General features: G+C 35.9%; 11 protein-coding genes. 5 read left to right on the top strand and 6 right to left on the bottom strand.

The features are described 5' to 3' along the window. Positions 1-132: 132 nt before the first annotated feature. The 5 genes from DKG77_RS07445 to DKG77_RS07425 form a co-directional block, all read right to left on the bottom strand. Positions 133-3,264 carry a hypothetical protein gene (locus DKG77_RS07445; protein ID WP_109661799.1) on the bottom strand — a complete coding sequence of 1,044 codons (3,132 nt, stop codon included), beginning with the start codon at positions 3,262-3,264 and terminating at the stop codon, positions 133-135. A 49-nt stretch (positions 3,265-3,313) separates the two neighbouring features. Continuing rightward, positions 3,314-5,209 (bottom strand): hypothetical protein, encoded by a 1,896-nt coding sequence (locus DKG77_RS07440; protein WP_109661797.1) that lies wholly within the window; start codon positions 5,207-5,209, stop codon positions 3,314-3,316. A gap of 352 nt (positions 5,210-5,561) precedes the next feature. Continuing rightward, a complete protein-coding gene (locus DKG77_RS07435) occupies positions 5,562-6,176 on the bottom strand; it encodes a hypothetical protein (protein WP_109661795.1) in 615 nt (204 codons plus the stop codon). Next, positions 6,173-6,586, bottom strand: a complete 414-nt coding sequence (locus DKG77_RS07430; protein WP_109661793.1) for a hypothetical protein — start codon at positions 6,584-6,586, stop codon at positions 6,173-6,175. The genes DKG77_RS07435 and DKG77_RS07430 overlap by 4 nt, the downstream gene beginning before the upstream one ends. Further along, complete coding sequence (locus DKG77_RS07425) at positions 6,586-6,885, bottom strand: hypothetical protein (RefSeq protein WP_109661791.1); 300 nt, start codon at positions 6,883-6,885, stop codon at positions 6,586-6,588. The genes DKG77_RS07430 and DKG77_RS07425 overlap by 1 nt, the downstream gene beginning before the upstream one ends. Positions 6,886-7,131: 246 nt before the next feature. Here DKG77_RS07425 and DKG77_RS07420 point away from each other — a divergent pair, with 246 nt between their 5' ends. Beyond that, positions 7,132-10,641, top strand: coding sequence for a glycerophosphodiester phosphodiesterase family protein (locus tag DKG77_RS07420; RefSeq protein ID WP_109661789.1), 3,510 nt, complete (start codon positions 7,132-7,134; stop codon positions 10,639-10,641). A gap of 26 nt (positions 10,642-10,667) precedes the next feature. On the opposite strand, the gene DKG77_RS07415 is transcribed toward DKG77_RS07420, so the two are convergent. Next, positions 10,668-11,438, bottom strand: a complete 771-nt coding sequence (locus DKG77_RS07415) for a hypothetical protein (RefSeq protein WP_109661787.1) — start codon at positions 11,436-11,438, stop codon at positions 10,668-10,670. A 133-nt stretch (positions 11,439-11,571) separates the two neighbouring features. Between DKG77_RS07415 and DKG77_RS16975 the strand changes: the two genes are divergently transcribed. From DKG77_RS16975 to DKG77_RS07400, 4 genes are all read left to right on the top strand, one after another. Then, positions 11,572-11,718 (top strand): hypothetical protein, encoded by a 147-nt coding sequence (locus DKG77_RS16975; protein WP_165819361.1) that lies wholly within the window; start codon positions 11,572-11,574, stop codon positions 11,716-11,718. 194 nt (positions 11,719-11,912) lie between these two features. Beyond that, positions 11,913-13,781 carry a tetratricopeptide repeat-containing sensor histidine kinase gene (locus DKG77_RS07410; RefSeq protein WP_109661785.1) on the top strand — a complete coding sequence of 623 codons (1,869 nt, stop codon included), beginning with the start codon at positions 11,913-11,915 and terminating at the stop codon, positions 13,779-13,781. Next, complete coding sequence (locus DKG77_RS07405) at positions 13,781-14,449, top strand: response regulator (RefSeq protein WP_109661783.1); 669 nt, start codon at positions 13,781-13,783, stop codon at positions 14,447-14,449. Before DKG77_RS07410 ends, DKG77_RS07405 begins: the two co-directional genes overlap by 1 nt. 164 nt (positions 14,450-14,613) lie before the next feature. Further along, positions 14,614-15,432, top strand: coding sequence for a M48 family metallopeptidase (locus DKG77_RS07400; protein WP_133248433.1), 819 nt, complete (start codon positions 14,614-14,616; stop codon positions 15,430-15,432).

The following is a 15,432-nucleotide window of genomic DNA, read 5'->3' as shown; positions in this document are numbered from 1 at the left end:
ACAAATTTACAAAAAACAAATTTAATAAAAAATCATTTTGAATGATAAGTCGTTCATTATACATAAAAAATATAGTTTTTGAATGATAAATCATTCAAAAACTATATATAAAATAAAAAAGATAAATAGTATTTAAAGGGAATCGTTCCTTACAGAATCCTCTTTTTTGATCTGCCACGCTTCATCGTAACCGTTTTTCAATTTATAAATGTTAGGAGAGTATTCCACTTGCCTTATCAAATACTGAAAAGTGGTGTCTACCGGTATTTTAGATTTGATATATTCCTTTATCCTAAAATCTATTTTCTCGCGAATCAATGGATGTTCTTTGACCATGGCCTGTTGGTATCTTGCAGCAGGTACGCTCAGTAGTCTAGCCAGCGGCGGTTCGACAACCCCCCAATTTTTCAGATCATATAGTTGATATTTATTCAGGGCATCATCAATAGAATCATTGTGCAACTTGAGTTTGTCCATAATTGCTATCGGATCTTCCACCTCGCCCCTCATGCTAGATTCAACATCTTCCAGACTTATTTTATGGGGCATCATTATAAGTTCGACAGCAAAACCCCTGGCCTTCAACTTTTCCAGAATGTAGTAGGGCAAAATGTTAGTTGAAGTAATTGTTTCGATAATTGATTGGTATTCACTTGGGTCAGTCTTTGCATTTGGCTCCAATTTATACTCTTTCAGTTTTTGCTTGACATAAAAATCTTTTGAATTAATTATATTGATAAAGATGGGCTGAACATTATCAGTGTACTCTAATGTACCATCTTTAGCCATGGCATCGTAAACTTCCATCGCGCTCAATAACCCGGAATTCTCAAAGTAGCCCCCGTCAATAAAGGCACCCTTTTCTTTGATTTTTGCAGTGGGACTGAAAATCGGGAATCTGTTTGTTGTAGAAACTGCACCATAATAAGTCAAAGTCAAGGAATCAGCTTTCTTGAACTTATTGGTAATTAAAGCTCCCGGAAACGCATCATCCGGAAAAGGTACGGAGGTTGCAACACCTTGCTGCCCCCCAACCCCTGTTGAGTTCAATATCAATAACGGGTACTGTCCGTCCCTATTTTCATAAGCTTCTCTCCAAACATCCTCAAGCCCCTTGGTATTGAAACTATCTAGCTGAGTTAATTTTGCATGTACTTCCATACTTCTGTAGGATCGATCTGTTCCATGGTGGCTATAATACGGATTATATTCCCTCAACCAATCCCTGCCCAGCAAGTAAACTAACTCATTAGACAGCACATTGGACCTACCTATTTTAAATATTTCCTCGTAAAAAGTTGGGGCCTCCCCCAAATGGGCCACCAAAGAGGTATAGTTCCCTATTCCAACGGCACCACCAGAAACTCCAGAAACGACCAAGGTTTTTGAAAAAAAATCCTCTCGGTAAATACTATCCAATTCGTTCAGAAGCAACAAATTCCAGAGATTTGCCTTTAACCCTCCTCCATAGGAGCCTATGAAGAAATAATTTTCCTTACCATTACCAGGATGGTTCTCCATCCTACTCTTTAAATAGGTTTTGAAATCCATGTCTGTTTTACGAACAACCCTATTCAACTCATGCAAGTCATTGGACTGACGAGACCCATAATTTGCCGCAGCAATAATTAGAATCAGCATCAATGGAATTCCGAACCTAAAAAATCTTCTAAACCTGACACCTGTATTTCTACCATAGTATAACAAGTGTTTAAAGATTATCATAAAGAGGCTGTATATTAATATGATGTAGAACAAAATGACAACAATAGGATTCAAAAATGTAGCCATTGGCACACTGTAATTGGCCCAAAAAATGACTGCCAAGGATAAAATACCACTAAATCGCATTAACCTCAAATAGGTGATATTGTCACTGAGGTTTCCAAATGCCATAAACAGTCTTCTTGGCCTCTTGTTCGGATTTTTCCTATAATATGCTATAAAATAACGTGCAATCCGATCGTCATACATCGTTCGATTTTTAAAATACAGCCTTTTCGTTATGAAGACATATTTCAAAAAAGCACGGGATATTTTGAACATGATATAAAGAAACATCTGCAGCCCCAGTACAATCATGAAGAGAAGAACTGCATGTCTATGCCACTTCAGTTCCGACGCCAAGATGGCGACTAGGACAGCTCCAAGAACACATAAGAGAAAATAATGTGGAAACCATCTCACATAGGACAAAATGTACCCAATGTTCTTATTCAACGTGGCTGGGGGCACTCCCTTGCCATACAGGACATTCGTCCAGTGCTTATGGGTCATGCCCTCTAGATAATAGATAAATACCGTAACGGCAAAAACAAATAGGCTGATTTTCAACACATTGAAGTGCACCTCAAAATATCTGGATATGACACCGAACATGATATTGAAAACTGCAACGTACAGCAGCAATCCCAAGCTTCTTCTAAAACTTAGTACTACCGGGTTCCTGAAAGGGCTATTGGCAGATAGCCCGCTGGTATCATAATATATAATTCCAAATCCAAGTAAATTTAGCCTTGAGTCCATTCGTAACCTCACCTCTTTATTGATGTCACTGGACCATATATCGGTATAGATTGGGTAATGGGAAAGTATCAGGGACAGAAACATTAGCAAAAAGAAGAAAATCACAATGTTGGGAGGATTGTAGAACAGTTGCACCACTAAGGTGCCGCCCTGTGGCATCAGAGTAATCAAAAGGTAGATTGTCGCTATAAAGAACAAACTTACCAATGAGGTATTCACGAATCTTAAGAACGATTTGAAATTTTTGACAATAAAGGTTTGCAACAACCAATACAGAAAAAATAAAAGACAAATGACATAAGCTCCTATTTTTAGATATACCATGGCCTGTAGACCAACAAAGGTGTACGTCAAATATAGAATACCCTCTGTCACATCGGCCAAATATGCGATACTGGCTAGGATTACATATATCTTAATGGACCAGTGCAGCCCATTGAACCTAAAAAAGTCTCTAAAAGTAGTTTTGCTTATTGCCATCCCAATAAGCGTAAGGGTAAAAAAGGCCCATACGAAATCAAGTACGAAAAAGGCCTCGTACCACCACCTATTTTTGGAGTTCTCAGGTTTTTGAATTATCTCCGATACCGTTTCAAAACAATCGAAATGACCATGTTGGGGTGTCGTAATGTAATCATTGATCCAAAAAAAACTTGGGCAAATCAACATAGCCAATGACAATAAGACCCAAAAAATAAGGGGCCAATTTTCTTTTTTTGAAAGCCAAATAAAAAGCATAATTAAAACTTTATAATAAACGTTGGTCTGAAATCAGTAGTTCAACGAACTATTCTTTTACTTGTTCAGGTACTTCTTTTTGTTTAAAACGATTAACGAAAGAGGTCAAGTTTGTCGCATAACCCACGAAGAATTGAGGAAATATAGCGTCCGTTGGAGTGTGATAAGCAACCCCTAGTCTTGCATAGACTCCCCCATTACTTTTACCAGGACTAGTTAACCAGTAAAAACTAGAGGAAAAGTTGATGATATTATGATTTAATAAAAAATCGTTATCCTTAATATCAGTAACTATATCATCTCTAAAATCCCTGCTATTCAACGTTAATCTGTCATTGAGACTAAATTTTTCTAAACTGAGCATTAAATCCGCACCAAAATTATCTTGAGGTCGAAACTCAAACCCTACATAAGGCCCATGGGAAATTGACAAGAGTTGACCATTTGTGATTTCATCCTCATCACTTGACTCAGTATTCGTATACCTAAATCCTGTTCTATAAAATCCAAGATTATAACCAAAAGAAATTACCGAAAACCAACCTTTTGCTTCGATGCTAATCAGGTCGGTGCTCATAACAGCATTTAGATTATTTTTCCTCAACAAATCGAAATGTGGGACTTGTTCGTCATCAGTAAAACCGATAAACCTGTTTTCATCCTCAAAGCTATTGCTAAGAGCTATATTTGATATAATACGAAACTGTCTAAATGCCGAAACACGTTCCCAGCTCCCTAAATTTAGCGGTTTCAACAAACTAGCCTGGGCATTAAGTGCAGAATTACTGTTCTCCGTATTAAAACCCATTAAATCTGAATAGACTACTGCATTGAAAAAATCCAAAAAGCGTCGTTGCTTAACCACAAAAGAACCAACACCATCATTCTCATCATCATGGGACAATATAACTTTTTGATTTGCAACCGAATATCCAAAGTTTCCTGATTTACCTTTTATTATTGATTTGTAGTCAAAAATCTCCGTAACAGGGACTTTTATTTTTATACCCTCTTCAATTTCTCCAACTAGATGATACTTATACTTTATCAATTGACTTACATTCCTATAAAATAAAAATGCCCGTATGGGAATGCTATAATCTCCATTGACTAAATCAATAGTCTTATCTCCTATACTGGCCTCTACATGTATGGTGGTAGCTTTGTTATTAAAAAAAATCAACACAGCATTTTTAAACTGTATTTCTTTACCATCATACTTATATTTACGAATCTCCTTCCTATACTTACGAATCTCTTTGGCATCACCTTCCTTTTTCTCAGGTTTTTCCCTTATGGGTAAAGTTGTCTTTTTGTTCAAAATTATCCTTGCAATATCTTGGTCCCCAAAGCTATCTATTGCTTCAGTGGTTTTTTGAGAATCACTTTTTTCTTCTTTTTCAAGTTTTTTGAATTCTGTACAAGAACTAAGGTCAAGTTCATTTATTTCTGACTTTGCCACACTGCCGTTTTTCTTTATGGTCTCCAGCAATTCTTCAACCACCGCACACTCCGCAACGATTTCTGCTTTCAGCTCGGTGATTCTTTGAGTGGCCTTGTCAAATTCACCATCCTTTTCCGAGGGTTTTAATTTTTTAAGGTTGTTTTCAAATTCTTCCTCCTTTTTTTTAATAAGCCCTCCTATAATCTGTAACTTTTCCAATATTTGTTTTCCTTCTATTTTTCCACAAAGCTCCTTAGGATTGATACTATCTGAAACAACAATATCTTCTTTAGCCACTAAATAGCTGTACAGGCTTGTCGCCAATAAACATGAGGTATTTAGTTTGTCCTTTTCCTCGTCGGACATGGAGGCGTATCTTTCCAAAGATGTCATGATTTCATTATGAAGTTGGCTTAATTCTTGAACAGACGGGTTTTGAGTTTCCTGTCCAAAGCATGGTACAATGCTTAAAATCAATAATAACAATGTTACTTTTTTCATCCGTTTAAGTTTGGTATAACACAATAAATGAATCAAGACCGAAATTTCTTTGAGTCTCAAAAGTTTTAAGAACTGTTTGGGGGATGCCTAAAACAATCTGGAGGAAAAATCTATGAAATAAGTGTTGAGGTTGTCTTCGCAAATTAGCACATTCCTTCAAAATATCATTACACAAAAATCTTATAAATTATATGGGTATTGTGCAGTTTTTTAACAATTTTTATCCTAATTCTTTATAAATACTGTTAAAAATCACCAATTAGGTGAACATAAATTCTTGATAAGTCGAAAAGCCCTTACATATTAAGATTTTTTAAGGTAGGTTCTAGTCCCACCTGCACCCACCAACTTATCAATCATAATCATCACAATATTTCCAACCGTTTGAGGTTTTGGACATGGATACATCATCAATCCATAGTTTGGATGGGTCTTTTTTATATAAAATAGCAAACGGGGTTAAATCCACTGCCTTAAATTTCACCTTTACTTTAGCAGTGTTCATGGTCGGAATCTCTTGAACTTCTAAAACTTCATCCACTTCATAATTAAAAGTTTTAAGGGTTACAAAGTTTGAATTCTCCCTTGCTTTGACAATAAAATCCTCTGCTTTTTTGGTAAGCGATATATCGTACTCTTTGTAATATCTTTCTTGTCTTCTGATTTCCGCTTCTCTCCTCCAACTGGCAAGAGGGTCGTTAGAATTTGAAAGTGGTTTTAACTTTGGCTTTTCAATCAAGGTCAGTTCTAGATATCCATCATCCCTTAATTCTTCATACTTGAGCACTTCCTCTTTTTGATTTTTAGAAAATTGCACCTTATTGATTTTAATTGAAACGCTTCTATCTTCTGGTTCACTCTCCAGACAATCAGATATGATATCCTCTGCTTTTGAATTGGTCAACTTACCCGAATCGCATGAAAAGACAAGCAGTGAAAAACACAATATCATTATAGTTCTTTTCATTTTTTTGAAGCTATTAGTTTTAAATACAATAAAATTTTGAGAGAGATTTGCGCTAGTTCCCTTATAAGACTGAGGTATAAAGGCAGGAAATAAGTTATGCCCAAAATTCCCATAAAAAGGCCAAAACCTCCAAAATAGCTGTTTGCCCCTCTAATGGCCATTACAATTCCAATAGGATACGCCAGAAAAATTAATGCATCAAAAATGCTTATCAACCAAACGTACAAAGGAAATTCATCTGATAATTGATGTACTTCTCCATTTTCAGACTTTGCGTTCGAGAGGTTTTTTAATGCATTGATATAAATTTTGATCGGTAACGTGAACGGTTTTATGATTAGTAATTCAAGTACACGCAAAAGTGCCTTGCCCCAATCTAGCTTTTTAAATTCTTTGGTGACAGTTTCCATTAATTTGAGCAGTTGTTTAAAGATTTTTCCATGACCAGAGCTTGAAATTGTTGTCTTTCCTCATAACTTTCGTACTTCTTCTTCATTTTTTCAGCAAATTTTTGAACCTTTTCACCATGCTTTTTCATTGATTCAACATCCGCTTTTCCACTGCCCATTGCATTCATTGCTCCACCCATTGCCATTTTTATCGACTCGCACTGTAAATCAGCCATTTTTTCTGCATCACCCTCCATACTAGAGCAGGACACCATTGTAATAAATACAATTAGCAGCTTTATTTTGTTGGTATAATTCATATTAGTTTGATTTGGTAACAAACCTAATCTCATCATTCCTATTTTTATTACGGCTTTCCGTAATTACTTGCTTATCATTTTAAAATGATTGAAATTGCGCTTTCCCCAGTATATGAAATGGTTCTTTTATCATTCTTAAAGAAAGAATGTACCTTTTCAAATAATCTTTACGGACTTCACCACCAAATAGTGCTTTGATTGGAAATAAACCATTATCTAAGTGTGCATTAAATTAGAGTCCAAAGAATGAAACTGAAGAGAATACTGATTTTAGTAACAGTAGCTTTGGTATTGTTCTTTATTAAATACCAGCTACTAAAAGAAGGTGTTCTTTCCATTCTGCTATGGATACTTAGTATTCTTTTGATAGGGTTCCTCAAAAAAAAATACTTCAATCAAAAGAGGAGTACTAATTTGGATGACCTGATCTTATCGGATACAAAAAAGGAATTCCTTCGCGATTCATTACGAAGTCAAGCAATTACCAGAAGCAAAAGCACCCTTAGAGTTTCTGGCAACAACAATCTGGAATATATTGAAACCCTAAATTGGCGCTTACATACAGATAACGATCTGTTCGAAACACATGATGGGTCTTTATACAGATTATTATCCACAGTAAAGCACAAACAAAAAAACAGTTTTATCATTTTTGGTGAGTCTGGGGTAGGCAAAACGTTTGCAGTTTTTGACTATATAAAAAGGGGTATTGAAGTAGATTCAGATTTTACACCTATACTTATTTCATTATCTGACTGGAACGGCCAAAAATCACTTCTTCAATGGACCAGAAATAAAGCATCCAAAATATACCATCTAGATGGAGAAAGGCTTGAAGCGGGACTGAAAAGAGGTCTTATTTTTCCAATATATGATGGGTTGGACCGGGTCAAAGAAGAAAACATCATTCCGTTGTTTGAAAAACTGATGGCCTTATCCGCCAAAACTTCGTTAGCAGTAGTAATGAAAACGGAAACATATGGAAAATTAAACCGTGAATACACCACAAAAGACAAGTTTTGGAAGTTGCCTTATAACTTGATCGAGCTAAAAACTTTAAAACCCAAACAGGTTGAAAATGTTTTAAAAGAAAATGGAGACAGTCAAAAATTAGAAATCTTTCGCTCCAATCCCAAGTTTAAATTTCTTTGTAGGTATCCCCTTTTCCTAAATTTACTCATAGGGATCGAGTCTAAATTTATTAAAGATAATTTAGGAGCCGAGCAGCTCTCACATGAGGATTTTTTTAACCAGATATGGGGGTGGTACGAGTTAAAAATGCTAAACGGTTCTAGTTTTCTATCTAACCACAAAAAAAAGAAGCTAAAAATTTGGTTAAGGAAGATAGCGCTGAATTCTGGGCTGTTCTTCCCTGAAGAGCTGCAGCCCTCTTATCTTGATTTTAGATGGTCTGTCATTACATATTATCTTGTCTCTAGATTATTAGGAGCTACATTGGTGTCCATAGCGGCGGGTTTATTTCTAGCGGGACCTTTTGACTTTTGGGACGCGGCCATTATAGGGGGCATAACCACCACATCCATTGACCTTATTAAGTTATTTTTTAATGCATCATATAAAATTGAAGAATCAATTTTTAAAATCAAAGACCACAAACTCATTCCGCCGGTAGCCAATATTGTAAAAAGGACTGTCCCCTTAATATCTGTGCTGGGGATTTATTACGGTTTTACAACACCTAGGTCCGCCAAATACGGAGGCGAAATGTTAATGAACGGCATGTTTTCCTCTACTGAGGCTCTAGTTGGTATTATTGTAGGGATATTGCTCTCCATATTTTTTGGTATCCGAAGCAATTGGGAACGGAGAGATTTTGACATAAGACCTGTTGAACGAATAATTGGCAGTCTTAAAAATTACTTCATCTCGGGATTTGCAGGTGGTCTTTTATTGGGAATTATCGTTGTCCCTATTTTTTACATTTTTAATTTTTTCACTAATGATGTATCATCCATCAATGCTTGGCTTAACCAAGAATTGTATTTACAGGACAAATACTTGTTTGCAGGGTTTGCGGGTTTCTTTCTAGGCTATCTTTTTTTTGGGCTTTTTGGTTTTTTACAGGGCAATAGGGTCATTCTTGAACAAACAGAAAAACTTGAGATTACAAAGCGAACTCCAATAACCAAATCTTTTACCAATGCTCTTAAGTCAGCTCTTATTTCCACTTTGGTCACTGGTGCTCTATTAGGAAGTTATGTTGGCCTAACAGAAATGGAGGTCACGGCAGTGTTCAAAGCTTTAAAAACTGCCTTTGGCTTTGGGGTTCTGGCATTTGCCTGGTTTGGCGGTTTGGATGCCATCTATCATTGGTTATTAAGGATTATACTATCGCTTGAAAAAGGTTTCCCATTATTCATTCGCTCATTTTTGCTCCACCTGTCTGAAATTGGTTTTGTTAGGCCTGTAGGTTCTGGGTATGAATTTATACACCCATCACTTCGGGATTACTACAGAAACTCTCCTGTACCAAAAAAAACAAAGAAATCCATGTACCTAATTCCAATTGGTATAGTAATCGTGTTGTCTGCACCAATATGTTTTAAATTAGTTAGTAGGTTCCAAAACGAATCGCATTGGCAAAATGAACATGGATACAATATAAACATCAACAGTAATTTAATCCATCATGACAAGGGCTTAAAAAACGTGTTTGTCGTAAACGGCATTAAAGATGACACTGAAAAGGCAATTCAGATAAATGCCAATGGAAAGGTGAAATTGGGATCTTTTGTGGGCTTTGTTTCCCCTGCCGGCACAAAATCCGGTTTTTTAGGAATGAGTTTGGGCAACACATGGAATAGACCTAGTTTGGAAAAACTTAATCATGGAGCACTTGTGTTTAGAAAAAACAATGGAAATTGGGTTAGCTTTCCAGAAAATGATTTAATTCAATACGGTAGAAATGAATCGCACTTAAAATTTACTGTAAAAAATGGCGATGTTTTGGAGGCCGTTATAAATGATAAAGAATGGCAAAACAATTCAGGGAAGTTTAATATTACTTTTGAAAATACCACTAAGATGTTGAAAACACCCAAAATTGTGGCACATCGGGGAGGGGCAGCTCTATTTACCGAAAATTCTATGGAAGCAATAAAGAATTCGCTTCAATTAGGCGTTGATATCGTTGAAATCGACATAAGGATGTCCAAAGATGGGCATTTAGTGCTCATGCACGACAAAAGTGTAAATAGGACCACAAATGGAAAAGGTTCTGTCAGCAATCTAACTTTAGAAGAGATTCAAAAATTAAATTTGAACGATACTTCTGCAAATACCGGTGTTCCCACTCTTAATGAGGCCTTAACCTTAATTTCAAAGTATGAAACAAAGCTACTGATTGAGGTTAAAACAGGTAAAAACTACAACCAATTACTAGAAAAATTGGTCAGTGACATTACTGAAAAAAAAATGGGAGAACAAGTGTACATTTTTTCCTTCAACAGGTCCTTTTGTGAAGAACTTAAGGAACGTTTTCCAGAACTTACGGTAGGTGTCTTCGTTTTAGGACCTTCTTCCATTAAAAAACTACCAAACGTAGATATTGTGGGGGTGGAATACCACAGCATATTGATTTTTGATTCTTGGTACAAGAAATTACAGAAAAAATATAGCTCAATATATGCTTGGAATGTAAACTCAAGAAGTTCAATGCAAAGACTAACAGCCAAAAATATCAATGGCATTATCACGGACAATCCAAAAGAACTTCAGGAATTATTAAATCAATAAATAAAAAGAAAAATCAAGTAAACCCCTTAATTACTGAATTCAGAGAGAATTTCAAGCAATGATTCATCAACGCCCGTGTCATCTATAATATCATCTTGATAATCTTTGATTGCCGAAAACATGTTTTCTTCAAAAAGCAGTTTATCATCTTGTGGCAAGAATAAAAGGCTTAGCAGTCCAAAACGGCGGTACTTTTTTTTTGATGTTACGATTTTATCTTCTAGTTTTTCCAAACGCCTTTCTAGCAAGCTCTTAAAAAAAGGTTCCAGTTCATCACTTTTCCACTCTTCTAAAAGTAGCATTAGTTGCTCTTTGGCCTTTGGCCCCAAACTTTTCTTAAGCTCTTCCAAACTATAGCTCTCCAAAATATCGGAAATATCATCACTTTTCTCCTCCATTTCAGAAATTCTTTGTAGCGCACTATTCATTTTTTTGCCAAAAATTAAATCAATCCATTTTTGCTCAGGCTTGTTATGTGCGTAATATGCTTCTATTTCATTTTTGTATTCAATGGTATACTCTAAAAAAGAAAGCCTTGAATTACCTTCTATAAAGGCGGTGAGCACATCCAAGGTTTTTTTTTGTGGACGACCTGGTTTTTTTCCACCCCATCCGCTAATCAACTTTTCCCTGAGTTCAAAAGCTCTATCTATAGATCTGGGCACTACCATTTCATGAGTTTTGCTCTCTCTATCTGCAATTTCCTTAAAGTCAACGTCGTATTCCTCTTCCTTGATAGCATCTATCAAATAAATAAAACTAGGCAGGTGTGCCTCTGTTAGTCTATTGAACCCCATGCCCTAAATGTAAAAAAAAATGGTTGCCCATTTTCTTTCTGTTGACGTTTATGTGTCTTGACATGTCCGACATGTCAATGTAAGTCACTGAAATACAGTGTAATTAGCTCTTATAATTCTAAAACAATTTATTATGAGAACTTTTATTTTAACACTTATTTTCGCTATGTCACTTTGTTCCATTTCTTGCACTAAAGAAGATGTTGCAGATCAAGAAGCACTAGCTACAATTGCATCTGGCGAAGGCTCTACATCCAGTCCTAAAGATGGAAAGGATTAAATCAACTCTGGGTGTTTTGTAAAAGACACCCATTGTTTTTTAACAAAAAAAGGGTTAATTGATACTATAATTAAAAACTATTACCAGTTGGCAACAAAATCATTAGCTTACTTTGCCTAGAAAATCTGGGTTAAATTAGGTTGGTTAAAAGGAACCCCTCTAGGTAATTTTTAGTTTTTTCAATTATAAAATTCATGAGCACGTACAAATTTTTACTGATAATATCATTTGGCAGCTTTTTGTTCTCATGTCAGCAAGAAAAATCACATACCGTCTCCACCCCTCTTTCACAGAGTTATCCTTTAGATAGCTTCCAATTAAAACCGGCAGATACCATTGTTTTTGAGGAAATCCTTCTTAAGTCAAAATTCTTTGAAGAAAAAGGCAATCATGATTCTGTCCTTAAATATGACAAACTATTGATGACATTGGCAACAGAAACCAATGCCCTGGAGTATCGTGCCAAAGGAGAATCATATGTAGGCTACGATTTTAGAGAAGCTCAGCAATTTGATAGCGCATTTTATTACTATCAAAGAGCAAAAAACAGCTTTCTCGAATTGTCTGATAGCACTCAGGTCGGGAGGAAACTATTAAATATGGGCCAATTACAATATCGCCAAAATGATTTTTATGGATCTAAGGAGTCCATAACTGAAGCGCTACAGTTTTTTAATAAGCAAAAGGATAAAAAGTTCATAACCTGGTGCTGGAACGAATTGGGCAACAACTATACTAGTTTAAATGATTTTGAAAACGCAAAGAACAATTATGAAAAGGCAATAAATGCTGAAAAAAATCTTGTTGACAAAATCATATATATAAATAATTTGGCCATACTCCATTCAAAAAACGCCAACTATACAAAAGCCATAGAGCTCTTGGGCAATGCAATTGAAACGATTCCAGAAGACTTTAGTGAAGAAGAATACGCAAGGCTGATTCATAACAAGGCCGAGGCAAAATGGAAACTTACCAATGATAATATTTTACATGACTATTTTATTGCTTTGAAAATAAGGAAAAATATTGGCGATAAAAGAGGGTTACTTTCAAGTTTTATTGGTTTTTCAGAGTTCTATGAGCACTCCAATCCAGACATCTCAAAAAAGTATGCAGATACATTAATAGGTCTATCAAAAGAATTAAAAGTCCCCAGAGCCGAAATTGAAGCGTTGCAGATTTTATTCCGGCTAAAGCCAGATAACATAGCATATAAAAACAGGTATATCTTTCTACAGGACAGCCTATATAAAGAAGAATTGAAGGTTAAAAACCAATTTGCACACCTTAAATATCAGGATAAAGAAGAAAAGGCCCGGTTATTGGCCCTAGAAGCTGAAAGTGCCAAACAAGAAGCCCAGTTGGCCCAACAAGAAACCCAAAAAATACTTTTTCTTTCGTTTAGTGCCGTTTTACTTATGGGAGGAACCTTCTTATTTTTTCTACTGAAACAGCGTCATAAAAAGGAGAAACTAAAGGAAATCTATAACACTGAAAAGCATATCAGTCAAAGGCTCCATGACGGTTTGGCGAACGATATTTTTAGTTTAATGGCAAGGGTTGAAAACAAAGAGCGAATAAAAAACACCGAGTTTCTTGATCATTTGGAAAATATTTATGCAAGAACACGTGAAATATCTCATGAAAACAGTCCTGTAAACATTCATGAGCATTTTCTAGACGAACTAAAGAGTCTTATATTGACTTTTCAAAGCGATAGCATAACAATAGTAACCAAAGGCCTGGAAGATATCCAATGGGCAACTCTTAGCGAACAAAAATGTGTGGCCTTGCACAGGGCATTAAAGGAGCTTTTGGTCAATATGAAAAAACACAGTCAAGCCAATTTGGTAGGATTGCAATTTTCATACTTCAAAAAAAACATACGATTGGACTATAAGGACAATGGTATTGGTTTTCCTACAGATATAAAGTACGGTCTTGGATTACAAAATGCGGTTTCCCGTATTCGAAGTTGTGGTGGTACTTTTACTTTTACTCCAAAACAGGGAATAGGCGCCTCAATCGAGATTTCCATTCCTAACCAATCTGGAGTTTAATGTTCAAAAAAGTTTTAGTTGTAGAAGACTTGGATAGCATAGGCTATGGCATAGCTGTTATGCTAAAGCAAGAACTGGGTGTGGGCGAAGTTGTGCTATCACAATATTGTGGTGATGCCTATCTTAAATTTATGCGATCGGTAAAAGAACAAGAGGCGTTTGACCTTCTCATTACAGACTTGTCATTTAATGAGGATCATAGAGAGGACAAGATTGCAAATGGAAAGCAATTGATAAAAAAAATCCGGGCATTAGGCCATAAAACCCCTATCATTGTTTGTTCTGTTGAAGAAAAGCCGGCAGCGGTAAAAAAACTGTTTCAAAGCCAAGACATTTCAGGTTATGTGGTTAAAGGAAGAAGTGGATTAAAAAACCTGTTAAAAGCTGTTGAATCTGTGCAAACAGGAGGTACATATCTTTCACCACAACTATCCGGAGCAATAAGGCAAAGAGGAATCTTTGAGGTAGAGGATTATGATGTAAGACTACTATCTCACTTGTCCAACGGTCTCACACAGGATGAAATAGCGAGGTATTTTGATCAAAACGGTATTTCTCCCAGTAGTCTAAGTTCAATTGAGAAAAGATTAAACAGATTAAAGGACGAACTCCGAGCCAAGAATACTATCCAATTGGTAGCCAATGCCAAAGACCTAGGATTAATCTGACACCTTGAACCCCAATAAACGGCTTTTTTGACCCTTGGTCGAATTTAAAATTTTTCCTTTCTTGATTACGGGTTCCCGTAAGGGTAACTTAACTATGGGTGCTAGGTTTGTTTAGCAAGATCATTCAACCTAAAAAATCTTGTCAAACCAAACCAACACTACCTGTGAAAATTCTTAAAAATATATTCTGGGGCCTTGTCATTGCAACACTTGGCATGACCAAATCAAATTCCCAGACGGAAAAAGCTTCTCATGGCCAGGCTCAATCAAATTCAGACAATAACATTGTAAACTGCGGGCATTTACTTGATGGTCCTTCCTTTTACATAAAACAATTGGAGAACAAATCTCTGGATAACATGTTCACGCTTACCAAACTGCAGAAGCAGCAGATTGGTAAAGCGAATTACAAACAGGTTATTAAAAAAAATAAGTTGCTCAACGAGTTCCAAAACAAAACAAATGTTCTTCAGACTTTTGAAAACATTAAAAAAAACGCCAAAAGCTCCACACAATTCAAGTTGCATATTATAGCATCTAAAGACATCAATGCCTTTACCATGATAGGAGGTCATATATACCTCACAACTGGTTTATTGTCTTACATAGATTCCATGGATGAGCTTGCTTTTATTTTAGGTCACGAAGTTGGTCATCATGAAAAGCTTCACTTAGAAAGAAAAGTAAAAAAAATAATGGCGACATCCACTTTTTTTGGCGCCACAGGTGCGGAAGAGTTTGCCAAGATTGCCATTGACCTAAACAGTAAATTTTCTGCGCCTTTTGATCAAATAAATGAGTACGAGGCAGACGAGTATGGCTTTGAACTTGCAAAAAAAAGTGGATACGATGTAAACAATTTTGCAGATTTTTTTAAAAAACTGGAAAAAAATGAAAAAAGGTCAATCCTTATAAAGCTTAATTCTACCCATCCCTTTTCAAGCGATAGAAGGAAATGTTTGGAAAAGTACATTGCCAATTAA

The sequence above is a fragment of the Flagellimonas aquimarina genome (assembly GCF_003149745.1).
GTDB classification, from domain to species: domain Bacteria; phylum Bacteroidota; class Bacteroidia; order Flavobacteriales; family Flavobacteriaceae; genus Flagellimonas; species Flagellimonas aquimarina.
Note: the sequence above shows the minus strand (reverse complement) of the source record. Positions and strands in the feature narration are given on the sequence as shown.